This is a genomic window from Asticcacaulis sp. YBE204, assembly GCF_000495855.1.
Classification (GTDB): Bacteria; Pseudomonadota; Alphaproteobacteria; order Caulobacterales; family Caulobacteraceae; genus Asticcacaulis.
The window spans coordinates 365,765-387,877 of the sequence record NZ_AWGF01000002.1; the positions used below are offsets into that span (position 1 = coordinate 365,765).

Below are 22,113 nucleotides of genomic sequence, written 5' to 3' on the forward strand. Positions count from 1 at the left end.
CAAGGAATTATCTCATGGCCGACACCCTGAACCCCTCCGACGCCATCGCCAAAACCGAAGACACGATGAATACCCTTGGGAACACCGCCGCCGACGCTGCCAAATCCACGACTGAAAAAGGCATGGCCTATGGCCGCGACGCCATGAACACGGTGCGCGAAAACACCGAGCGCATGAGCCAGCGCAGCAAGGAAATCGGCGAGCGCACGATGAGCGCCTATGCCCAGGCTGGCAAGCAGACCTCGGACATGCTGGGCGAAGTCAACAAGGCCATGACGGACGCCTATGGCCGCTCGCTGGCCAATTACGAGGACCTGTCGAAACAGGCGATGAGCGTCCGCACGATGGAAGACGTTCTGGCCCTGCAAAACGCTGCCGTCGAAAAGATGCAGGACAATATGGCCGCCATGACCGGCGTCTATAGCCTGTTCGTGTCGCGCCTGACCGCCGTCATGCAGCCCGTCGCCAAACAGGCCGCCGACGAGACGCGCACCTTCGCGGCGTAAGACTCTCTGTTTGTGTTATACTGACAGGCGGCCTTTGCGGGCCGTCTGTTTCCGTTTGAGGCCCCCATGCCGATTAATCCGAACTCGCCCCTCGCCGCCCTGATGAACGCGTCCATGCGTCCCGGCACGATCGAGTGGATCGGCCTGCGTCCCGTGCGGCGCGGCGAGATCGACAGCGTGGCCGAAGCCGTGCTGGATAGTAAAGCTGGCCTGATCGGCGACCATTACAAAAGCGCGACACGTGGGACGCGGCACCTGACCCTGATCGGCCACGAAGACCTGCACGCTATCGGCAGCTATCTGGGCACGGTGGTGCTGCCGGAACAATTACGGCGCAATGTCCTGACGTCAGGGATCAACTTGCTGGCGCTAAAGGACAAACGCTTTCGTCTGGGCGAAGCGGTGCTGGAAATGACCGGCGAATGCCACCCCTGTTCGCGCATGGAAGAGATACTGGGTATCGGCGGCTACAATGCGGTGCGCGGCCACGGCGGCATCACCGCACAAGTGCTGGAAGGCGGTACGATTCGGTTGGGAGATGCGTTGACTGTGGTGACTTGACACTTTCCCCATATAGAACAAAATAAGAACTTATGCAATTTTGTGCGTTTTGTTCATGACCCAATATGCCCTCGACTTCGGTGCCACGACCGAACTGGATAGGTTGCGTGACGCCCTGCTATTTCTGTTCGGCCCATATACGCAGGCGCCTGAACGCACACCTATGGAGCAACTGGTCAGGTCAATGATCAGTGGCCGGACGCGTGACGAGGTATCGCTGCCGGCCTATGATCGATTGCGCGTCGCCTATCTGGACTGGAATATTCTAGCCGACGCCCCAATACGAGACGTCTTGGCCGTTATTGGCGATGTTACCTTTCCGGAAGACAAGATTGCCTTTTCTGCAAGCGACGCTCCATCGCATTCGCGTCAAGCACCCGGATTTCGATCTCGACTTTCTGGCCGACTATCCGCCTCTGACAGCCGAGGCCTGGTTGCAAAACCTTATGGGTGTCGGACCGAAGGTGGCGGCTTCGGCGCTGAACGCCAGTACTTTGCGTATGCGCAGCTTTATCGCGGATACGCACGTTGTTCGTGTGCTGAAACGACTGGGGCATATCGCACCCAAAGCTACCTCGCGGCAGGCGCACGATTTCGTCATGGATGCCGCGCCGCATTATTCCGCGGTGGACCTGACGGAATTACATGTATTAATCAAGACGTTGGGTCAGCAAATATGTCGTCACAGCCACCCGGCCTGCCGAAATTGTCCGGTTCGCGGCGGTTGCCAATCAAACGGCCGCTGGTGACCCCTGAGGGACTCGAACCCCCGACCTCTGCTTTAGGAAAGCCTTGCTCTATCCGGCTGAGCTAAGGGGCCACTTAAGTCGGTCCTAGCACAGGCGGCGCGGGCTTGAGAAGTCTTTGAACGTTCGGCGCGTAAATTTCCGGGGACATCTGCGCGCCGGATTCCCGACTCGACTCCCCGTGCGACTCATCGCATAAAGTCTGCACAGCTATATGGTTAAGGCCGTAGCGACATACCATATATGGTATAGAACGAATCAGGCATCTGACGATGTCACTGATTCGGTCATGATTCGTTTCCCTGCTGTTCAGGGTGAACACGGCCTTGCGTTAACCCTCATAAATCCTCACCTAACGGCCTCATTTCCACCTTCCCAAAGCCGCTATGCGTGGGTTTTTTTCTGATCGCCTATTTGAATCCGAAAACCGTTGCGCACTTTTCGGAATAGGCTCTAAAACAGTGCCGTGCCCGATCTCTCGCATCCCCCTTCCGATCTGTTCGCCCGCGAAGAACGCGACCACCGCCTCGTTGCGGTGCTGGGGCCTACCAATACCGGCAAGACCCACTACGCGCTTGAACGGATGATGGCACACGGCACGGGCATGATCGGCCTGCCACTGCGCTTGCTGGCGCGCGAAATCTACGACCGGGTGGTCAAGGAAAAGGGCGTCAATGCCGTCGCTCTGATCACCGGCGAAGAAAAGATCATTCCGCGCCTGCCCGCCTATTTCATCTGTACGGTCGAAGCCATGCCGCTGGAGCGCCGCGTCGACTTTCTCGCCGTCGACGAGATCCAGCTCTGCGCCGATACCGAGCGCGGCCATGTGTTCACAGACCGGCTTTTGCACGCGCGTGGCTATCAGGAAACCCTGTTCATGGGGGCGCGGACCTTCGCGCCGCTGTTCAAGTCCCTGTTTCCGCACGCCGAAATCCTGTTCCGCGAACGCCTGTCGCAGCTTAAATATGCCGGGCCCAAGAAGCTGACGCGCCTGCCGCCGCGCACGGCCATCGTCGCCTTTTCGACCGAGCAGGTCTATGCCATCGCCGAACTGATCCGCCGTCAGCGCGGCGGCGCGGCGGTGGTTATGGGCTCGCTCAGCCCCAAGACGCGCAACGCGCAGGTCGACCTGTTCCAGCGCGGCGAGGTCGATTTCCTCGTCGCGACCGACGCCATCGGCATGGGGTTGAACATGGATATCGACCATGTCGCCTTCGCGGGCCTTAGCAAGTTCGACGGCAAACGCACCCGCCCCCTCACCGCGCAGGAAGCCGCGCAGATCGCCGGTCGTGCCGGGCGTTTCAAGAAGGAAGGCACGTTTGGGGCGACTGGCGACGCGCCCGAGATGGACGAAGACCTGGTCGAGGCCATCGAGAACCACCGCTTCCTCAGCCTGACCGCCGCGCAGTGGCGCAACCACAAACTCGATTTTACCTCGCTCGATCACCTGCTGAAAAGCCTGACCGCGCCCTCGCCCCTGCCCGCCCTGCATCTGGCCAAGGAGGCGCTCGACGAAAAAGCGCTGCGCCATCTGGCGCAGGACGAGGACATCGCGCTCAAGGCCCGCAATCCGGTTAGTTTACGCATTTTGTGGGAGGTCTGTCAGTTGCCGGACTTCCGCAAGGTGTCGCTGGACGAACACCTGAAAATGGTCAGCTTCCTGTTCTGGTCGCGGATGCGGCCGGATGGCTTCGTGCCGGCGGACTGGTTCGACGAACAACTGAGCCACCTCGACCGGTTGGAAGGCGATATCGACACCCTGTCCGGGCGGCTGTCGGGCGTGCGCACCCTGTCCTATATCGCCAACCGCACCAACTGGCTGAAAAACGCCGACCACTGGCGCGGGGCGACGCGCGACCTTGAGGCGCGCCTGTCGGACAAGCTGCATGAAGCCCTGATGAAGCGTTTCGTCGATCAGCGGACCAGCGCCCTGCTCAAAGCGCTCAATGCCTTCGAGACACCAAAACCCGAAGTCACGGCCACCGGCGAGGTCATCCTCGAAGGCCACACGGTCGGACAGTTACGCGGCCTCAATTTTGTCCAGTCATCCGGCGAAACCCTGGTCGAAGACAAGGCCTTGCGTCAGGCCGCCTATCGCGCGGTGACGCCGATCCTCAAGGACCGTCTGAATGAACTCAGTCAGGCACCCACCAAGACTCTAAGACTGCGCGGGCCCGATATCCTGTGGCACGGCGCCGTGATCGGGCATATCGAACCGTCGGACTATTTCAACCCAAAGGTCCGCCTCGATTGTCAGGTCGATCACCCGGCCCTGCAACAACGCGCGGGCAAGCGGCTGGCCGATTTCGTGCAGCAGTTGGCCTTGCAACAATTGAAGCCCCTGCACCGCGTCTATCAGGCGTCCCGCGACGAAAACCTGCCCGCCGCCGTGCGTGCCGTGGCCTATCAGCTTTATGAGAACGGCGGCATCGTCCTGCGCAAGGACGACCGGCTGACGCCGGAGGAGCGCAAGGCCCTGCGCGATATGGGGGTGCAGGCCAATCGCTTCGTATGGACCCTGCCGCGCCTGCCGCATAACGTGATGCAAGCCTTTGGCGGCGCGCGCGACCATCCGCAGCGGGCGCTGAGCCTCAAAGGCTTGGTGGCGGTCGCCGACCATAAGCCGGTCAAGCTGAAAACGCTGGCGGCCATCGACAAGGCCCTGTCCGAAGGCCAGTTCCACAAGGGCGCGGTCTATCTCAAACCCGACGCCTTGAAAGACATCGCCAACGACCGGTTGATGCTGGCTCTGGGTTTCGCCAAGGCAGGGACGCACAGCTTCGGCGAGGGTGACGCGCGCACCGGATGGCGCACCAAATCCGCTGCTACGCCGAAAAAGGCGAGGCCGGAACCGGAATATATCAATCCCTATTCACCGTTCGCCGTGCTGCGCGCAAAGTGATTTGACAAAGTTTGCCATGAATTGTACCCTTCGCTGAAACGAAGGAGCGCGTCATGGCCACGATGAACATTTCCCTGCCCGAACAGATGAAGGCCTGGGCCGAAGCACAGGCGGAAACGGGTCGCTACAGCAATACCAGCGATTACGTGCGCGACCTGATCCGCCGGGATCAGACACGGGCTGAAAAGATCACCGCCATGCAGGCGAAAATCGACGAGGGTATGGCTAGCGGGATTAGCCCTCACTCCGTGTCTGAGATACTTGAAATGGCTCGTAAACGCGCCGCTGAACTGGGATACAATAAGCCGTGACTTTCCGACTAAGCGCAGCAGCCGAAAACGACCTCACAGACATATACCTGTTCGGGCGTAAGGTTTTCGGCTTACGTCAGACCGAAGCCTATTATGACTCACTGATCAGGACTTTCGATCTTCTATCGGAGTTTCCCACACTGGGTCGTATAAGGTATGAAGTCGAATCTCCGGCCTATATGCATCCGTTCAAATCACACCTGATCTTTTACCTGCGAGACGACAACGGCATAACCATCCTTCGCATTCGCCACGCTTCGGAAAACTGGAGCGAGGCGGAGAGCGACTCATAACCCCAGAAACGACAGCATGAGGAACGCACAAAACAGTACGAAATGCGTCGTGCCTTCGATGGCGTTGGTCTGACCGTCGTTCAGGTTGATGGCTGCGACCAGAAGCGTCAGCGCCGTCATGATACTTTGCGCGGGCGTCAGGGCCATGTGGATCTGCTGATTGTTGAACAGGGCCAGAAGCTCGATCACCGGCACGGTCAGGACCACGGTCGACAGCGACGCCCCCAGCGCGATGTTAATTACCGGCTGCATCCGGTTGGCCAGCGCCGCGCGCAGGGCGGTCAGGATTTCCGGGCTGGCCGAAATGGTCGCCACGGTCAGGGCCGAGAAGATCGGCGGGATGCCGGCGCCTTCAAGCCCCACATCCAGCGTCTTCGACATCACCTCGGCCAGCAGGCCGATCAGGATCAGCCCCGCCACGAGAATGATCGCCGAATGCGCGGTCTTGCCGCCGTGGACGTGGTGTTCCTCGCCCGACGCCGCATAGGTATAGGCAAAGAAATAGCTGTGCTTCGTCGTCTGAAGGCGCAGAAACATGGCATAGAGGAAGATCATGATTCCGATGGAGAACATCGAATAGACCTTCCAGTGGGCGACCGGCACAAACTCCGGCACCAGCATCGACACGCCCATCCCCGTCATGATCATCACGATATAGGTCTTGCCCGACGCGTCGTTATAGGGCTGCTCGCCGTGTTTCAGGCCGCCCATGATCGCCGCGATGCCGATAATGCCGTTCATGTCGAGCATCACCGCCGAATAGATGGTGTCGCGCGCCAGAGTCGGATTGTGCGCGTTCGACAGCATGATGGCCAGGATCACCACCTCGACCAGCACCGCCGACAGGGTCAGGATCATGGTGCCGTAGGGCTCGCCCACCTTCTCGGCGAGGATTTCCGCATGGTGCGCTACCCGCAGTGAGGCCATGATGATCACCGCGATCAGGGCCAGCGCCGCGATCAGCGACACGGTCTGACCGGCGTGAATGATCGAATGCTCCAGCGGCATGGCCACGAACGCGACGATCAGCGCGATCAGCAGGAAAGTTTCTTTCTTAAGCGCGGCCCACATGGCGAATCCCCAGCACCTTACTCTTTGCAATCGGTTTCCACGACTGCGGCACGGATCGCAAAGAATCAACCTTTTTTGGCAAACGGAGCCTGATATATTGCTGCAAACGTAAGGATACGCATGACCGAAGCCCTGGAAACCTGTCGCATCGATGTCTGGTTGTGGCGCGCCCGCTTTTTCAAGACCCGCGCCCTGTCGGCGAAATTCATCGAAGGCGGCACGATCCGGCAGGAGCGTTTCGCTCAGACGACGCGCCTGTCGAAACCCGGCCATACGATCCGCCCCGGCGACCGCCTCATCTTCGTCATCGGGCAGCGGATGATCGACGTCCGCGTCCTCGATACGGGCGAACGGCGCGGCCCGGCCAGCGAGGCGCAAACCCTTTACGAACGACTTGATAAGGCACCGGAGTAGCCGCGCTCAATATCGAGAATGTTTTGCAGTCGCAAAATCGATCCGCAACTTAGTAAAATCCTTTGCGCGGTTTAGTAAAAATCGAGACGCGCCGGGGCCTTAAGCCTTGACACTCAGCCGCGCAAAAGTCATGACGCCACAGTCCGGCGCATCAACTTTGCGACGGCGCCGCACCATCTTTGTCCGGCCCCACGGCTGGCTCCTAATCAGGTTTCAAGAGTTCCGATGACCTATATCGTCACTGACCCCTGCGTGAAATGCAAGTTCATGGATTGCGTTGAAGTCTGTCCGGTGGACTGCTTCTACGAAGGCGAGAACTTCCTCGTCATCAATCCGGACGAGTGCATCGACTGCGGCGTGTGCGAGCCGGAATGCCCTGTGGATGCCATCAAGCCGGACACCGAGGACGAGCCCGACGGCAAGTGGCTTGAGGTCAATTCGCAATATTCGCGCGTCTGGCCAAACATTTCGGTCAAGGGCACCCCGCCCGCCGACCGTGAAGACTTCGAGCGCGAAACCGGCAAGTTCGAGAAGTACTTCTCGGAAAAGCCCGGCGACGGCAAGTAAGACGCCGGGAACTTCATGCCGGTTCCCGCCCCTATCGAAGCCCTGAGCACGGCCCTCTACTGGCTCGACTACGCCGCCGTGGCCGTTTTCGGCGCATCCGGCGCCATTGCGGCGGCGCGCGCCCGGCAGGACATCATCACCTTCGGCTTTTTCGCCGCCATCACCGGCGTTGGTGGCGGCACGCTGCGCGACGTGCTGATCGGCGCGCCGGTCTTCTGGGTGCAACGCCCCAGCTATATCATCGTCTGCCTGCTGGCGGCGCTCGCCGTGTGGTGTCTGGCGCCGAAAAGCGCCTCGCCTCACCCCGACGGCAAACCCGGCAAGCGCCTGATGGCAATGATGTGGCTCGATGCGCTCGGCATGGCCGCCTACGCGGTGGTCGGTAGCGCCAAGGCGCTCAATCTGGGGGTCGCGCCGTTTTCGGCGGTCGTGATGGGCGTCCTGACCGCCGCCTTCGGGGGCGTGATCCGCGACGTGCTCGCCGGAGAGCCCAACCTGCTGCTGCGCCGGGACATCTATATTACCGCCGCACTGCTGGGGGCCTGCGTCTTCGTCGGCCTAAGCCTGCTCGGTCTAAGCTTCTGGCCAGCGGGTTTGAGCGGGTTCGCCGCCGCCTTCGCGTTGAGAGCCGCCGCGATTCACTGGACGTGGTGCCTGCCTGCCTTCGGTGCGCCGCCTAAATAACCATTCCATATGAAAAATTTATTTCGCTGCCGGAATGCCTGAGCGCCCCGACGCCCTTATTGCCGCCTTATGTCTATACTTTCATCCACAGAGTTTTTTATCCCCGTCGCAGCGACTCTCAGGGTTAAAAGGCGTGCTCCGGACAGCTATACGCCCCACCCCTCATATTAACCCTATTTTTACGATCCGCTTAACTCACCCGAAGGCCGGACATGCCGCATATCCATGTCTTCGCAGGACTCTATGCTTTCTCACCTGAGTTTACGATTGAATATTCTTGCGCCAAACCTTGGATCGAAGGGCGGACTCATCGGTAACAGGGTAAACGACCCCGCCTCGGTTACACGAAGCCCTGGCCCTTTATTTTTGCGTATTTTTGTGATACACAGGTGAAGTTCGATACGAGGACGCACAGATGTGACGTACCCCGCATCATCTTTCTTCACCTAAACGCCATGCAGGCACCCCTGCGGCATGGCGTCTTCGACAAAGGTCGGATGACAGGCTTGTCTTAGCAGTATTCAATCCCGAAACAGACGGTGCGCTTCGCTTACGCGGGACATCGTTTTTTTGTGTGCGTGTGTACCTCCCGGCTCTCCCCCAGCCGCCGGGCCTGAGGTTTCGACACGCTGAATGCGCACGGACAAACTGCTGTTCGCCCTCCTTACCAAGCGAGAGGACCGCAATGTCGACTTTAGCAGCAGAACTCGATTTCAACGTGGGCGACAAGGTCGTTTACCCGGCGCACGGCGTAGGCCAGGTGGCTGCCGTCGAAAGCCAGGAAGTGGCCGGTTACACCCTCGAAGTGTACGTCGTGACCTTCGACCACGAAAAAATGACCCTGCGCGTCCCGACCAAGAAGGCCAAGACCGCCGGCCTGCGCCATCTGGCCGCCGAAGCCGTGATGTCTCAGGCGCTGGTGACCCTCAAGGGTCGCGCGCGCATCAAGCGCACCATGTGGTCGCGCCGCGCTCAGGAGTACGAAGCGAAGATCAACTCCGGCGACCTCGTCTCGATCGCCGAAGTGGTTCGCGACCTGCACCGTGCCGAAAACCAGCCGGAACAGTCCTATTCGGAGCGTCAGCTCTATGAATCGGCGCTGGACCGCATGGCCCGCGAAGTCGCCGCGATCGAAAAGATCGACCGCGATGCCGCCGTCGCCATCCTGAACAAGTCGCTGCAAAAAGCCGCCGCTTAATTTCAGAACAAGTTATAGAAAAAGCCCCCGGAGAAATCCGGGGGCTTTTTTACATTTAAGCGAGCGTTCGTACATTGGGCTCGCGCGCCCAGTAGCGCTTTTTCGCCGCCTCGATAAAGTCGTCGATCAGCACCACGCCGTCGTCGTGCACCACCCCGGCTTTTTCGAGCAATGGATGGCTTTCCGGCGTGTGGCCAATGGCCTTGAGGTGCCCGAAGGCGTTCATCACCCATTCGATCGATGCCGCCTCTTTCACGTGGCGCTGCGTGCCCGCTTCCGACAGCAGGACAAAGATCGCGTCGAACAGTTGCGACGGCATGCCCTGTAACTGGCCGTCGGCGTCGGCCATCGATCCGTCCGACAGCGGGATATTGTGCAGCCGTGCACCGACGACGACCGGTTTGCCGCCCGCCGCCACGATATCGGCCTTGAGCTTGTCCAGCAGCCCCGCATCGGTGTCCTTGCAGATCAGGATACCGACCGCGCGGCATTCCAGCGTGTCCTTCATATTGCCGTGGATGCTGAGTGCCGGGGACGGTTCAAGCTCGACCACCGCCCGCGCCGCCTCGGCCTTGGCGGGCAGGTCGATCCCCAGTCCCTCGGCAACGCGTTGGGCCAGACCTTCATCGACATTGCGCAGATTGGCCACCATCCGGCCCGGTACCTGGCTAAGACCGACCTTCGACAGTTCAAACACGAAGGACGAGGCGATATGGGCCTGCTCCTCCGGTTGTTGCGAGACCCAGAACAGCCGCGCCTGCGAATAATGGTCGGCGAACAGGTCCGGCCGCACGCGCAACTTGTCGCCCTGCTCTTCGCGGTCGTCGCGTCCGGCAGCGGTCTTGAAGCCCGTCATCGGGCATTCGCGCGGTCCGCCCTCTTCGCCATGCGCGGCCAGGCTGTTGGGCTCGTAATTGGCGCGGCCCTTGGGGACGTTCATCTGCATCATCCCGTCGCGCTGAAAGTTCATCACCGGGCATTTCGGCGCATTGATCGGGATCTGGTGGAAATTGGCCGTCCCCAGCCGCGACTTTTGCGTATCGAGATAGGAGAACAACCGCCCTTGCAGCAACGGGTCATTCGAGAAGTCGATGCCGTCGACGATATTGGCCGGGCAGTAGGCCACCTGCTCGGTCTCGGCGAAGAAATTGTCCGGGTTGCGGTCGAGCACCATACGCCCCACCAGCTTCACCGGCACCAGTTCTTCGGGGATGATCTTGGTTGGGTCTAGCACATCGTAGGGCAGGCTGTCGGCCAGCTCCTGATCGAACAGTTGCAGGCCTAACTCCCATTCCGGGAAGGCCCCCGTGTCGATGGCCTCATAAAGGTCGCGGCGGTGATAGTCGTTGTCGGCGGCCTGAAGCTTCACGGCCTCGTCCCACACGGTCGATTGCAGGCCCAGCTTCGGCTTCCAGTGAAACTTGACGAAGGTCGATTTCCCCTCGGCATTGATCAGCCGGAAGGTATGGACGCCGAAGCCTTCGATGGTGCGCAAGGAGCGCGGGATCGTCCGGTCGGACATGGCCCACATCAGCATATGCGTCGTTTCCGGCATCAGAGACACCCAGTCCCAGAAGGTATCGTGCGCCGATCCCGCCTGCGGATAGCCCGAATTGGCCTCCATCTTCACCGCGTGGACCAGGTCGGGGAACTTCATGGCGTCCTGAATGAAGAAGACCGGGATATTATTGCCGACGAGGTCCCAGTTGCCTTCCTTGGTATAGAACTTCACCGCGAAGCCGCGCACGTCACGGGGTGTATCGACGCTGCCCGCACCGCCGGCGACGGTCGAAAAGCGCACGAAGACCGGCGTGCGCTCGCCCTTGCGCTGGAACAGGTCGGCGCGGGTGATGTCCGACAGCGAGTCGTAAAGCTCGAAATAGCCGTGCGCCGCCGAACCGCGGGCGTGGACGATTCGTTCGGGGATGCGTTCATGGTCGAAATGGAAGATTTTTTCGCGCAGGACGAAGTCTTCGAGCAGGGTCGGACCGCGCGCCCCAGCCTTGAGGCTGTTCTGGTTATCCGAAACGCGGATGCCCTGATTGGTGGTCAGGTGTCCGTCCGGCGTATGCGGGCCGGAATGATGGATCTGCTGATGGGTTTCGCCGCCATTGCCTTTGGTAGTATCGAATTTTGCCTTATCGTCCATGGTCTGTCGCCTCGGTGAAGATGATTATGGCCCGCCGCCGGGCGCAGCTTTCCGTCAGCCGCAATAAAGAATCACTGCGGTTTGCCGTGTGGCACAATATCCACAGCTAAAAGTTTCATTTTCAACCAGCTTGCGCCCGGTCTGTAACGCCGGTACAGGAACGGCTCCTGTGTCTCACTATCGGAGATTTCCGCATGTGCCTGTTTAATCGGCCATCCGAACGCAATCTCCCTCCGGGCCTGAAATAGCGCCCCGAGGGGCCGTTTTCCATCAGCCGAAATCCAAATAATATAAGGGACTCCGTGTGTTTTTCGCGCGGAGCATGAGACCATGTACGTGCGCTATGTCACGGCGCATATCGACCCCTATACCGGGGCCGAATGCGGCTTCTTTCAATCGAGCTATCTGCTCGACCGGCGCGGTTGCGCCCAATGGATCAAGGACGAATTGCGCGCGCAGTTCGACTGGTTCAACCACCACCTCGACGTGCCTCACCGACTGGGGCGGCACTTCAAGCGGCGGGAGTCCATCTGGGGCATCTGCTGGTTTACGCCCGAAGCGCTTGAGGCGATCGAGCGGGCGCGATACTGTGCCTGGCTGATCGGTGAAGGCGGGCTGCCGGTGCGTCAGATCAAGGCGCGCATCGGTCGGGAAATCATCTGGCGCGACCCTCAGCAGATCGTCGTCAAGGCGACTCCCGACCTGCCGAAGGCCTTTGCGCGTTAACCGGCACCGTCAGGCGGGAAAGCGGCGTTTTCCCCTTGACGGCCCGGCACGCTTTGCCTATAGAACGCCCCTCTTAAAGGCCGCAGTCCGCTGTGAGCCGTTGTCATTTTTGTTTCTAGCCAAGGTGGATCCTATGTCGCGTCGTTGCGAACTCACCGGTGTCGGCCCGATGGTCGGCCACTCCGTGAGCCACTCAAACATCAAGACGAAGCGTCGCTTCCTGCCTTCGCTTCGTGAAACCGCGCTTCAATCCGAAGCCCTGAACCAGTCCTTCCGCCTGAAGATCACCAACGCTGCCCTGCGCACGCTGGACTTCCGCGGTGGCCTCGACGCCTTCCTCGTCAAGGCTGACGACACCGAGCTGTCGCTCCGTGCGCGTCGCCTGAAGAAGCAGATCAAGGCGAAGCTGGCTGAGAAGGCCGCTGCTTAAGCGCATCCCGAAAAGTGCATAGCGGTTTTCGGACCAAGATGCGCGACAAAGGATTGCTACGGTGAAAACCGAACACATGAAAAACCCCGAAGGTTCGCCTTCGGGGTTTTTTGTTATTTGTAATCGAAGACCAGCAACCGGGTAGGATCATTATCGCCGATCGGATCGCTTATCAGATACAGGCGATAGCCGTCAGAGATTTTGACCGCCGAAACGCCTTCGTAATTGTCGTTGGCCATGGGCGGCTTGACCTCAAGGATCGTCTCGACCAGCGTCAGGCGCTTGCCGTCGAGCTTCAAAAGCCGAAGCACCGTCCTCGCCCCGCTCCATGGCGTATAGAAGCGGTACAGCGCCAGAATCTGATCCGGCTTATCCACGTCCAGCGGCGCAAGCGAGACCAACGAATAGCCGAACCCCGGCGTCGTCGGCCCGATCAGGGTGCTGCACTTATAATCTTCCAGCCGACAGCGCCAGAAGCCGCCCGCCTCTGCCCCGAGAATCAGCGAGGTCTCGCCGGGAAATTCGCGCACGAAGGTCGCCGCCTCAAGCCCCTGATTGTCCGGCAGCAACGGCAAACCGCTCAACGGCAGCCGCTCGCCCTTGCCGCTCAGACCGCCGGTTTCGGCGCTGTAGAGCAGGACGCGGGCATCGCCTTCGAACGAGACATAATGATCGCCGGTCATCGGATCGAGCGCCATGTCTTCCGAATCGGACAGGGTCTTGTTGCCGAAGGGTTTGCCGTCCGCGCCTTTCAGGGCGTCGACGCTCAGGCTCCCGGCCCGTCCATTGGCGGACATGATCATCCGCACGTGGTCGCCATAGTCGCTCACGGCGTCGATCATCAGCCCGTCCTTGCCGGGTGTGACGATCAGGTCTGACAGGCCCATCAGGCGCGACGTGCCCTGCCCCTTGACCTCATAGCCGCCGACATAGCGCGCCTTCATGGCGGGCGCGGCGACCTTCGGCAGCGGCGTGAAGGTGACGCTCGCCCCGCCTTGATAGGGGACGGGATTGGCGAGAGCAGCACTGGACGTCAAAGCCAATAGCACCAACAAACGACGCATAGGAGCGGCTCCATAACCCCCTCTCCCCTGCGGGGAGAGGGTTGGGGTGAGGGGGCTTTGTGAGGTAGGGCAGGCCCCCTCACCCGTCAGCTTCGCTGACTCCCTCTCCCCAAGGGGCGAGGGGAAATATACTTACCGCCGTCCCGGTCCTGCCGTCTTCTCGTCAAACAGTTCGGCCAGCTTCTCGATCAGCGCCCCGCCCAGGTGCTCGGCATCGATCAGCGTCAGGGCCCGGCGATACCAGCGCGTCACGTCGTGACCGATGCCGATAGCGGCCAGTTCGACGCGGCCAGAGCCTTCGATCTCGGCGATCACCTTGCGCAGGTGATTTTCCAGATAATGCCCCGTATTGACGCTCAGGGTTGAGTCGTCGACCGGCGCGCCGTCGGAAATGACCATCAGGATCTTGCGCGACTCGGTCCGCGCCAACAGCCGCCCATAGGCCCATTGCAGGGCCTCGCCGTCGATATTTTCCTTGAGCAGGCCTTCGCGCATCATCAGGCCGAGGTTCTTGTTGGCCCGGCGCCACGGGTTGTCGGCGGCCTTGTAGATGATGTGGCGCAGGTCGTTGAGCCGTCCCGGCCCCGCCGGCTTGCCTTCGCGCACCCACTGTTCGCGCGACTGCCCACCCTTCCACGCCTTGGTGGTGAAGCCCAGAATCTCGACCTTGACGCCGCAGCGCTCCAGCGTCCGCGCCAGCACGTCGGCGCAGATCGCCGCGACCATGATCGGCCGCCCGCGCATCGATCCCGAATTATCGAGCAGCAGCGTCACCACGGTGTCGCGGAACTCGGTATCCTTTTCCTGCTTGAACGACAAAGGCGCCGAGGGGTCGATGATCACCCGCGTCAGCTTCGAGGCATCGAGCACACCCTCTTCGAGGTCGAAACTCCACGACCGCGACTGCTGCGCCATCAGACGACGCTGCAAGCGGTTGGCCAAACGCGACACGACGTTGGACAGATTGGCCAGTTGTTGGTTGAGGAACCCGCGCAGGCGCTCCAGTTCCTCTGGATCGCACAGGTCCTCGGCGGCGATCACCTCGTCGAAGGCGCGCGTATAGACGTCGTAGTCCTTGCGCTCGCCCTTTTGCGGCGGCATCTGTTGCTGGCTGGCCTCGGCGGCCTCGCCGTCCACGACCTCGTCGGCGGACCCGTCGGCCAGAGACTGAGGATCACCGGACATCTGGGTGTAGTCGTCCTCGCCCTGCTGGGACTGGTCGTCGCCGCCGGTCGGCTGCTCCTCGGTTTCCGGTTGCGATTCGCCCTCGTCGTCCGAGTCGTCTTCGGCGTCGGGTTCCGGCTCGCTGCCCTCGGCCTGCTCGTCCTCGCCCTGATCGTTCTTTTCTTCCTCGGCAGCGTCCTGCGAATCGTCGGTCAGGTCGAGCGCACGCAACACCTCGCGCGCCTTCTGCGTAAAGGCCTTCTGGTCGTGGATCAGCGCGCCCAGTTCGCTCAGGCTCTGGCCCGTTTTGTCCTCGATTTCCGTACGCAGCAGATTGACGACACGTTGCACGGGCTCCGGCACCGGGTCGCCGATCAGCACTTCGCGCGCGATCAGGCCCAGTATGTCGCCCAGATTGAGGTCGTTGCGGTCTTCCTTACGCGCGATGCCGCTGCGGTCGAGATCGGCCTCCAGCGCCGCGCGCAAGTTCTTGCGCACCCCGCCCATGGCGCGCGAGCCGACAGCTTCGAGACGCACTTCTTCGAGGATATCGAAGGCTTCGGCGCTGACCGTCTCGATGGGACGCGCGCGCGAATGGACGGCATTGTCGTGGTGGGCAACCTTGAGCGCAAGACGGTCGGCCTGACCGCGCACGGTGGCCGATTGCCGCGCATTGAGGTCGCGCGGCGGATTGGGCAGGACCAGCTTCTGACCATCATAGCGCGGCCCGTCCGGCCCGAAGACGACTTCGAGTTCGGGATTTTCCGCCAGAGCGCGCGTCGAATGGATCAGCGCCTTGCGGAAGGGATCGGACAGAACGGTAACGGGTTTGGCCATAGAACCTTAGCTTCCTAGCACTCCCCCTGATTTCAGGGGGAGGTGGCCCGAAGGGCCGGAGGGGGTTAAGCCGTCGGTTTTAACCCCACCGTCATTCTCGCTTACGCTCAAATGCCACCTCCCCTGATATCAGGGGAGGACCTGATTATATAACCTTCACCTTCAGGGCGCTTTCCTTCACATCCGCCCCGAAGCTGCGCTGATAGAACTCCGCCAGGGTCGGGCGCTCCAGCTCATCGCACTTGTTGAGGAAGGTCAAACGGAAGGCCAGTTCGGTGTCGTTGCCGAAGATCAGCGTGTTCTGCGCCCAGGTGATGACCGTCCGCGGCGACATGACCGTCGAGATATCGCCATTGGCAAAGGCCGAGCGCGTCAGGTCGGCGACGCGCACCATGGCGTCGATCAGGGCGCGACGTTCCGGCGTGTCGAATTCCGGCAGCTTGGCCAGCACGATGCCGACCTCGGCCTCGTGGCTGAGATAGTTGAGCGTCGTGACGATCGACCAGCGGTCCATCTGGCCCTGATTGATCTGCTGCGTGCCGTGATAAAGCCCGGTCGTGTCCCCCAGACCGATGGTATTGGTCGTCGAAAACAGACGGAAAAACTTGTTCGGGCGGATGACCTTGTTCTGATCCAGAAGCGTCAGACGCCCCTGCGCTTCCAGCACGCGCTGGATGACGAACATCACATCCGGACGCCCGGCGTCATATTCGTCGAAGACCAGCGCCACGGGCCGTTGCAGCGCCCACGGCAGGATGCCCTCCTTGAACTCGGTGACCTGCTGACCGTCCTTGAGGACGATGGCGTCCTTGCCGATCAGGTCGATCCGCGACACGTGGCTGTCGAGGTTGACGCGGACCAGCGGCCAGTTGAGGCGCGCGGCGATCTGCTCGATGTGCGTGGATTTGCCGGTGCCGTGGAAGCCCTGCACCATGACGCGGCGGTCATAGGCAAAACCGGCGCAGATGGCGATGGTCGTCTGCGGGTCGAAACGATAGCTGTCGTCGATTTCCGGTACGTGTTCGTCGCGCGTCGAGAACGCCGGGACCTGCATGTCCGAATCGACGCCGAAGACGTCGCGGAGCGAGACCATCTTGTCCGGCGCAAAGCCCAACAGAGGATCGTTCAGGGTTTCAGGCGTGATAAGAGACATGGTCGGCGGTCTTCCGGAAACAAACAATATAGTCGATTTTCAGCTAAGACCTCAGGCCTCAAGACACAACACCTAATGTCGGATTTGCGGCATATTTTTAGATCAATCCCGGTCCGGGTGCTGATAGCTGATCAGCTTATCGAGGAACGGCGCGGCGTCGATATCGTCCAGCGTCGTGCGTTCCGGCAAGGTGTGCAGATTGTCGACCCACGGCAGCTTGCCCTCGGTGCCGAACTGAATGACCGGCGCTATGTCGCCCGGATCGTCGAAGGCGGCGATCGACAGCGCCACACCGTCGGGTGCTTCGTAAGTCAGGGGCGTGCCGCAGTCCGGGCAGAACCCGCGTCGGACGAGATTGGAGCTCTGAAAGCGTTTCGGCTCGGTTTTGGGCCAGACAAGCATCGCTTCGCGGACGCTGACCAGCGGCGCGAAGACATTGCCATAGGCCTTCTGGCACATGCGGCAATGGCAGATCGAGGCGTGGCCAAGCTCGCCTTCGACGCGGAAACGCACCGCGCCGCACTGGCATCCACCGGTTCTTGTGGTTGGCATGAGAGGCCCCCTCACCCTAACCCTCTCCCCACAGGGAGAGGGGACTTAACAGTATCCCTTCGCCCCTTTGGGGAGAAGGTGGCGCGAAGCGCCGGATGAGGGGGCTACTCGAATGCCAAAAGCGAGATCAGGCCAAGCCCATTTTTTTGAGAACTTTGTAAGCCTTAATCACCCGTTGAAGCTTCTCTTCCGCCGAGCGGTCGCCGCCGTTATTGTCCGGGTGGCAACGCTTGAGCAGCTCCGTGTAGGCGGCACGCACCACTTCCGGAGCGGCACCGGCTTCAAGGTCGAGGTCGGCATAGGCGCCGCGTTCGATCTTGCCGTACTGACGCTGGACCGGTTCACTGCCCGGTTTTTGCGGGGCAGCCCCGGCGCCGAAGACGCTGTGCGGATCGTACATGCCCGCACCCTTGGTGCGACCCGCCGTAAAGGCCGCGGCTTCGCGGCTGGCGGCCGAGGCGCGGAAGGCCCAGGTCGGACGTCCGCCGGTCATGGTCGCTTCGCGGTGCGACTTGGCCTCGCCTTCGCTCATCCCGGCGAAGAAGTTCCAGCTCTTATTGTACTCGCCCGCGTGAAGCTGGCAGAAGTTATAGTATTCGTTCATCATTTCGCGCGATTTCGGCGCCTTGGCCGTCGCAGCCTTATGGCACTCCGGCCATTCGCAGCGAATCTGGCCCGGCTTGAGCGACAGGACATCGTCTTCCGGACGCTTGCCATCCACTTCGCCTTCCTTCGGCGGGCGGATGCGCATATCCAGACCAAATTTCGGTTTGTACTTGTAACCTTCGCTCATGATTACGAACGCAGCCCTTTAATTTTGTGTAGCCTGCCCATATAGGTCTTGGGAAGAGAACTATAAAGCCCCTTCGAGGTTAAATTATGGGTAAAACCAGCGACCGCATGGCGGTCAAACTCACCGAGGCTCTATCGCCTGTACGCCTTGAAATACAGGACGACAGCGACAAGCATAAAGGTCATTCGGGTGCGCGTGAAGGGGGGGAGAGCCATTTTTCCGTCACGGTCGTGTCACACGCCTTCGAGGGTCTGAGCCGCGTGGCCCGTCAGCGGCTGGTCAATGCCGCCCTGCGCGAAGAGCTGATCGAGCAGATCCACGCCCTGAGCATGACCACCCTCACCCCCGCCGAGGCCGAAAAAGCATAAAAAAACCTCCGGTTAAACACCGGAGGTTTTCATCATGATCGACACCTGAAGCTCAGGTCATCTTCTGAGTCTGCTCCAGGCAGTAGCCGATATAGAAGATGCGGACGTCTTCCGGCATGGCCTGGATCGAGTTGATATCGTCGGTCAGCGGCTTGGTGATATAGGCGTCCGAGGTGACGCCGTTCTTTTCCGCCGCCTTGGCGATCCATACGACCGCGATGCTTTTCAGCAGCTCGACCTTCTTGGCCTTGTCCGGGCTTTCGGCCAGATTGCTGGAATTGATGAAGGCCATGCCCATGACGCCGGCGCAGACCTCGTACATTTCCTTGCTGTTTTCGACCGGCTTGGTCTTGGACTGGATCTTGGTGAGATCGAGCGCCGAGGTCTGACCGGCGGCCAGCAGCGCGGCGGTGGCGACAACGCCCGTGATGATTTTCCTGAACATAATGATAAAGCCCTTGTAAACCCTTGATGTTCAGAGGTTAACCGATCCCCGGACGGCGCACAAGCGCTTCACGTAACATGACTATATTTGTAACGGAGCGCCGAATTTCCGACTGAGAAAATCCCGCCCCAGCCGCACCCCGACGGCATTGATCGAATGGCCCAGACCGTCGAGACTATGCGCCTCAACGGCGACACCTGCCGCTGACAACCGCTGCGCGGCCGCCTCCGTTTCGCCGAACGGGATCACGTCATCGTCGCGTCCGTGGATCAGCAAGACCGGCGTGCCCGATGACGCCAAAGGATCGGTCGTCGACAACCGCCCTGAAAACGCCACCGCCGCCGCGACCGGCCAGCGACCCGCCGCCACCGCATCCAGCGCCATGATCGCGCCTTGCGAAAAGCCGACCAGCGCGACCTGCGCCGGATCGTCGACGCCGTGCTTCGTCATCAGGGTCCTGATCGTGGCATCGAAGGCGGGCCGCGCCGCGGCGACGCGTTCGGCGCGGTTATCCGCCGTCACGCCCCTGACCGAAAACCATTGATGACCCGACACGTGCGGCGACATATCGAACGGCTCCGGCCCATCGGGCGCTTCAAATGCCGTATCCGGCAGTGCGGCTTGCCAATGCTTCGCCAAGCCGATCAGCGCCGCCCCTTCCGATCCCACGCCATGCAGAAAAATAACCAGCTTTTTCACAATATCCTCACCCATCCGTGGTGTTCGATGCCCAAACCTTAGATTTGTTTTGTCGCGATATTGTGGTCGAAAACCGCTCACACTTTTCGACATATCGCTCTATAGACCGTCCCAAAGCCTGCGCCAAACCCTGATTATCGAGCAAAACCCGTGAATTTCAGCACGTTAGACGTCAAATCGTTCTTTCAGGACCGAAAAACCGTTTTCCTGACGGCGATCTTGTGCTGCTTCCTTTGGGGCAGCGCCTTTCCGGCGATCAAGGCAGGGTATCATCTGCTGTCGATCACCCGCGATCAGGTGCCGTCGCAACTGCTGTTCGCAGGCTGGCGCTTTTTTCTGGCCGGACTTTTGCTGCTGGGATTTGCGCGCCTGACCGGGCGGCCCATTTTCAATTTCACGCCCCGCCAAGGCGGCCAGCTGATCGCGCTGGGGCTGGTCCAGACCAGCATTCAATATGTGTTTTTCTATATCGGGCTCGCCCACGCCACCGGCGTCAAGTCGTCGATCATGAACGCCACCGGCGCCTTTTTCAGCGTCGTTCTGGCACATTTTATCTATCGCAACGACCGCCTGACGCCGTTGAAAGCGTTGGGCTGCCTGATCGGTTTCGCAGGCGTGATGGTCGTCAATTTCAAGCCCGGCGCGCTCGATATGGAGTTTTCCCTGCTCGGCGAAGGCTTCGTCGTCATCGCCGCCTTCATCCTGTCGGCGGCGTCGATCTACGGCAAACGCCTGTCGCAAAGCATGGACGCCGTGGTCATGACCGGCTGGCAGCTTGGCATCGGCGGCGCGGTCCTGATCGGTGCCGGTTTCGGCTTCGGCGGGCATCTGGAGGGCATGGGGCTACCGGCGCTGGGCCTGCTGCTCTATATGGCGCTGCTGTCGGCGGCGGCCTTTGCCCTGTGGGGTATATTGCTCAAATATAACCCCGTCGGCCTGTTCGCGGCGTTTCAGTTCCTGATCCCGGTGTTCGGCGTCCTGCTGTCGGCGCTCTTCCTCGGCGAAAACATGCTCGAATGGAAGAACGCCCTGTCGCTGGTGCTGGTCTGTGCCGGGATCTGGCTGGTCACGCGGGCGAAAGCGGCCTAGGTCACCGACTCATAAAGCGCATCCAGATTTTGGCTGAGGCGAGTTTGACGAGAGCCATGTAGTTTTGGTCGTGTTTTTCGAAGCGCGTTGCGATGGCCCTGAAGTGCTTGAGTTTGTTGAAGAAGCGTTCAACGAGATTTCTGTATTTGTACAGAAAAGCGCTAAAGGCCGGGACGTTTACTCGATTGGGCATGGGCTTGATATTAGCCCATGCGCCTTTCTCAGCCAGTTGGTTGCGCAGTCCGTCACTGTCGTAGGCACGATCTGCGAGAAGTATCTGTCCCCGGCCCATCGCCTCGAACATGTCAGCGGCACTACGTCCGTCATGTGCCTGGCCTTCGGTCAGTTTCAACTGGATAGGCAGGCCATTGGCATCGACCAGAGCATGAATTTTGGTGGTTAATCCGCCTCGTGAGCGCCCCATGCATCGGCTTGCAGAGAGGTTCCCAGCGGAGGTTGGCGCTTTACAGGCCCCCCTTTTTTACCGTTCGCCGCATGTTGATGCACACGAACGGAGGTGGAATCAACCATCTGAATATCGCCGTCATAGGCTTGGGAAACAGCCGCAAAAATCTGATCCCAGATGCCTAATTTTCGCCAACGTACGAACCGGTTGTAGCACGTCGTTGATGGCCCGTACCGCTCGGGTATATCCGCCCACGGCGATCCTGTGCGAAGTCGCCAATAAATCCCATTGATCACCTTGCGGTCATCAACGCGAGCAACGCCTCGCGGCTTGTTGGGTAATAAGGGCTCAATTATCGACCATTCAAAGTCGCTCAGTTCATAACGGCGGGGCGTGCTCATCAAGGTTCCTCCCAGAACCTTGAATCACAGCACACACCTTATGACTACCGATTTATGAGTTTATGACCTAGAGCGATATGCTGAAATGAAGTTCGGCGAAGCCAAAAGTGTGAAGCGGTTTTGACTGCGTCGAACTTCGTTTCAGCACCAATATCGCGACCAATAAAAACTATTTGCTGAAGCGCTGAACCATGCCTTCGGTGCGTTCCAGACACTGCTGGACGTAGAAGGTCCGCGTGTCGCTGTCGAGCGCGCCGAAATCGGCGACGTCCTTCACGAGATAGGTTTGCATATAGTCCTTCATCTCGATGCCCTTGTTCTTGCCGGCCATATAGGACCACAGGGCGCCGATCTTGATGACGCCTTCGGCGCGCTCGGTGTCTTCGGCGGTCTGGGCGGAGGACTTGGCCAGTTGCCCCAGCCACAGGGTCGTGGCGCTGCACACGGCGTATTCCTCCGTCGAATTGACCGGAGGCATGACCTTGTTCTTGAGCGCGGCGGTATCGAGCGCCAGAACGGGACCACTGAGGGCGGTCAGAGCGGCGGCAAGCAGAATGAGGCGCATGGGAAACTCCTGAAGGGAT

25 protein-coding genes and 1 tRNA gene are annotated in these 22,113 nt (G+C 60.4%); 14 read left to right on the forward strand and 12 right to left on the reverse strand.

The window, feature by feature from the left end; genetic code table 11:
- The first annotated feature begins 14 nt into the window (after window positions 1-14).
- From AEYBE204_RS25795 to nth, 3 genes are all read left to right on the forward strand, one after another.
- Entirely contained in the window at window positions 15-506 is a 492-nt protein-coding gene (locus AEYBE204_RS25795; protein ID WP_023461316.1) for a hypothetical protein, read from the forward strand.
- Between the two features lie 66 nt (window positions 507-572).
- Window positions 573-1,067: an MOSC domain-containing protein gene (locus AEYBE204_RS25800; RefSeq protein WP_023461317.1), complete on the forward strand. Its 495-nt coding sequence runs from the start codon at window positions 573-575 to the stop codon at window positions 1,065-1,067.
- 332 nt (window positions 1,068-1,399) lie between these two features.
- Window positions 1,400-1,816 carry an endonuclease III gene (gene nth, locus AEYBE204_RS39850; RefSeq protein WP_081724583.1) on the forward strand — a complete coding sequence of 139 codons (417 nt, stop codon included), beginning with the start codon at window positions 1,400-1,402 and terminating at the stop codon, window positions 1,814-1,816.
- Here nth and AEYBE204_RS25810 read toward each other — a convergent pair.
- Window positions 1,811-1,887 (reverse strand) — tRNA-Arg (locus tag AEYBE204_RS25810). The genes nth and AEYBE204_RS25810 overlap by 6 nt on opposite strands.
- A 392-nt stretch (window positions 1,888-2,279) precedes the next feature.
- Between AEYBE204_RS25810 and AEYBE204_RS25815 the strand changes: the two genes are divergently transcribed.
- From AEYBE204_RS25815 to AEYBE204_RS41060, 3 genes are read left to right on the forward strand one after another with little or no spacing between them, the layout of a single operon-like run.
- A complete protein-coding gene (locus tag AEYBE204_RS25815; protein WP_023461318.1) occupies window positions 2,280-4,715 on the forward strand; it encodes a helicase-related protein in 2,436 nt (811 codons plus the stop codon).
- A gap of 53 nt (window positions 4,716-4,768) precedes the next feature.
- A complete protein-coding gene (locus AEYBE204_RS25820) occupies window positions 4,769-5,026 on the forward strand; it encodes a type II toxin-antitoxin system ParD family antitoxin (RefSeq protein ID WP_023461319.1) in 258 nt (85 codons plus the stop codon).
- Complete coding sequence (locus AEYBE204_RS41060) at window positions 5,023-5,319, forward strand: type II toxin-antitoxin system RelE/ParE family toxin (RefSeq protein WP_023461320.1); 297 nt, start codon at window positions 5,023-5,025, stop codon at window positions 5,317-5,319. Before AEYBE204_RS25820 ends, AEYBE204_RS41060 begins: the two co-directional genes overlap by 4 nt.
- Here AEYBE204_RS41060 and AEYBE204_RS25830 read toward each other — a convergent pair.
- Entirely contained in the window at window positions 5,314-6,390 is a 1,077-nt protein-coding gene (locus AEYBE204_RS25830) for a calcium:proton antiporter (protein WP_023461321.1), read from the reverse strand. The two genes, AEYBE204_RS41060 and AEYBE204_RS25830, sit on opposite strands and share 6 nt — an antisense overlap.
- Before the next feature lie 120 nt (window positions 6,391-6,510).
- On the opposite strand from AEYBE204_RS25830, the gene AEYBE204_RS25835 reads away from it, so the two are divergent.
- From AEYBE204_RS25835 to AEYBE204_RS25850, 4 genes are all read left to right on the forward strand, one after another.
- The gene (locus AEYBE204_RS25835; RefSeq protein ID WP_023461322.1) at window positions 6,511-6,804 is read left to right on the forward strand and encodes an RNA-binding S4 domain-containing protein; all 294 of its coding nucleotides are present in this window, start codon (window positions 6,511-6,513) and stop codon (window positions 6,802-6,804) included.
- Window positions 6,805-7,029: 225 nt separating this feature from the next.
- Entirely contained in the window at window positions 7,030-7,371 is a 342-nt protein-coding gene (gene fdxA / locus AEYBE204_RS25840) for a ferredoxin FdxA (protein ID WP_023461323.1), read from the forward strand.
- Between the two features lie 15 nt (window positions 7,372-7,386).
- A complete protein-coding gene (locus AEYBE204_RS25845) occupies window positions 7,387-8,055 on the forward strand; it encodes a trimeric intracellular cation channel family protein (RefSeq protein ID WP_023461324.1) in 669 nt (222 codons plus the stop codon).
- 685 nt (window positions 8,056-8,740) lie between these two features.
- Window positions 8,741-9,253 carry a CarD family transcriptional regulator gene (locus AEYBE204_RS25850; RefSeq protein ID WP_023461325.1) on the forward strand — a complete coding sequence of 171 codons (513 nt, stop codon included), beginning with the start codon at window positions 8,741-8,743 and terminating at the stop codon, window positions 9,251-9,253.
- 55 nt (window positions 9,254-9,308) lie between these two features.
- Here AEYBE204_RS25850 and AEYBE204_RS25855 read toward each other — a convergent pair whose 3' ends face one another.
- On the reverse strand, window positions 9,309-11,402 hold the full coding sequence (locus AEYBE204_RS25855; RefSeq protein WP_023461326.1) for a catalase: 2,094 nt from the start codon (window positions 11,400-11,402) through the stop codon (window positions 9,309-9,311).
- A 330-nt stretch (window positions 11,403-11,732) separates the two neighbouring features.
- Between AEYBE204_RS25855 and AEYBE204_RS25860 the strand changes: the two genes are divergently transcribed.
- Both AEYBE204_RS25860 and rpmB read left to right on the forward strand, forming a co-directional pair.
- Complete coding sequence (locus tag AEYBE204_RS25860) at window positions 11,733-12,128, forward strand: hypothetical protein (protein ID WP_023461327.1); 396 nt, start codon at window positions 11,733-11,735, stop codon at window positions 12,126-12,128.
- Window positions 12,129-12,261: 133 nt separating this feature from the next.
- Window positions 12,262-12,558, forward strand: a complete 297-nt coding sequence (gene rpmB / locus AEYBE204_RS25865; protein ID WP_023461328.1) for a 50S ribosomal protein L28 — start codon at window positions 12,262-12,264, stop codon at window positions 12,556-12,558.
- A 113-nt stretch (window positions 12,559-12,671) separates the two neighbouring features.
- On the opposite strand, the gene AEYBE204_RS25870 is transcribed toward rpmB, so the two are convergent.
- The 5 genes from AEYBE204_RS25870 to AEYBE204_RS25885 all read right to left on the reverse strand — a co-directional run bounded on the left by AEYBE204_RS25870 (window position 12,672) and on the right by AEYBE204_RS25885 (window position 18,121).
- Window positions 12,672-13,622, reverse strand: coding sequence for an esterase-like activity of phytase family protein (locus AEYBE204_RS25870; protein ID WP_023461329.1), 951 nt, complete (start codon window positions 13,620-13,622; stop codon window positions 12,672-12,674).
- Window positions 13,623-13,754: 132 nt separating this feature from the next.
- Window positions 13,755-15,623 carry a cobaltochelatase subunit CobT gene (gene cobT, locus AEYBE204_RS25875; RefSeq protein WP_023461330.1) on the reverse strand — a complete coding sequence of 623 codons (1,869 nt, stop codon included), beginning with the start codon at window positions 15,621-15,623 and terminating at the stop codon, window positions 13,755-13,757.
- Between the two features lie 145 nt (window positions 15,624-15,768).
- Entirely contained in the window at window positions 15,769-16,776 is a 1,008-nt protein-coding gene (gene cobS, locus AEYBE204_RS25880; RefSeq protein ID WP_023461331.1) for a cobaltochelatase subunit CobS, read from the reverse strand.
- A 102-nt stretch (window positions 16,777-16,878) separates the two neighbouring features.
- Window positions 16,879-17,328 (reverse strand): GFA family protein, encoded by a 450-nt coding sequence (locus AEYBE204_RS0119975; RefSeq protein WP_031229970.1) that lies wholly within the window; start codon window positions 17,326-17,328, stop codon window positions 16,879-16,881.
- Between the two features lie 127 nt (window positions 17,329-17,455).
- The gene (locus AEYBE204_RS25885) at window positions 17,456-18,121 is read right to left on the reverse strand and encodes a J domain-containing protein (protein WP_023461333.1); all 666 of its coding nucleotides are present in this window, start codon (window positions 18,119-18,121) and stop codon (window positions 17,456-17,458) included.
- A gap of 86 nt (window positions 18,122-18,207) precedes the next feature.
- On the opposite strand from AEYBE204_RS25885, the gene AEYBE204_RS25890 reads away from it, so the two are divergent.
- Entirely contained in the window at window positions 18,208-18,489 is a 282-nt protein-coding gene (locus tag AEYBE204_RS25890; protein WP_023461334.1) for a BolA family transcriptional regulator, read from the forward strand.
- 52 nt (window positions 18,490-18,541) lie between these two features.
- On the opposite strand, the gene AEYBE204_RS25895 is transcribed toward AEYBE204_RS25890, so the two are convergent.
- Together AEYBE204_RS25895 and AEYBE204_RS25900 are read right to left on the reverse strand one after the other, a co-directional pair.
- Window positions 18,542-18,934, reverse strand: coding sequence for a hypothetical protein (locus tag AEYBE204_RS25895; RefSeq protein ID WP_023461335.1), 393 nt, complete (start codon window positions 18,932-18,934; stop codon window positions 18,542-18,544).
- Between the two features lie 81 nt (window positions 18,935-19,015).
- Window positions 19,016-19,633 carry an alpha/beta hydrolase gene (locus tag AEYBE204_RS25900; RefSeq protein ID WP_200862161.1) on the reverse strand — a complete coding sequence of 206 codons (618 nt, stop codon included), beginning with the start codon at window positions 19,631-19,633 and terminating at the stop codon, window positions 19,016-19,018.
- A gap of 150 nt (window positions 19,634-19,783) precedes the next feature.
- Between AEYBE204_RS25900 and AEYBE204_RS25905 the strand changes: the two genes are divergently transcribed.
- Window positions 19,784-20,722, forward strand: a complete 939-nt coding sequence (locus AEYBE204_RS25905; RefSeq protein WP_023461337.1) for a DMT family transporter — start codon at window positions 19,784-19,786, stop codon at window positions 20,720-20,722.
- A gap of 1 nt (window position 20,723) precedes the next feature.
- Here AEYBE204_RS25905 and AEYBE204_RS39855 read toward each other — a convergent pair.
- Together AEYBE204_RS39855 and AEYBE204_RS25915 are read right to left on the reverse strand one after the other, a co-directional pair.
- Window positions 20,724-21,529 (reverse strand): IS5 family transposase gene (locus AEYBE204_RS39855; protein WP_155908266.1). Its coding sequence is split into 2 segments (ribosomal slippage): window positions 20,724-21,148 and window positions 21,148-21,529, totalling 807 coding nucleotides; the frame shifts between segments, so codons are not numbered across the junction.
- Between the two features lie 169 nt (window positions 21,530-21,698).
- On the reverse strand, window positions 21,699-22,094 hold the full coding sequence (locus AEYBE204_RS25915) for a hypothetical protein (RefSeq protein WP_023461339.1): 396 nt from the start codon (window positions 22,092-22,094) through the stop codon (window positions 21,699-21,701).
- Window positions 22,095-22,113 lie beyond the last annotated feature (19 nt).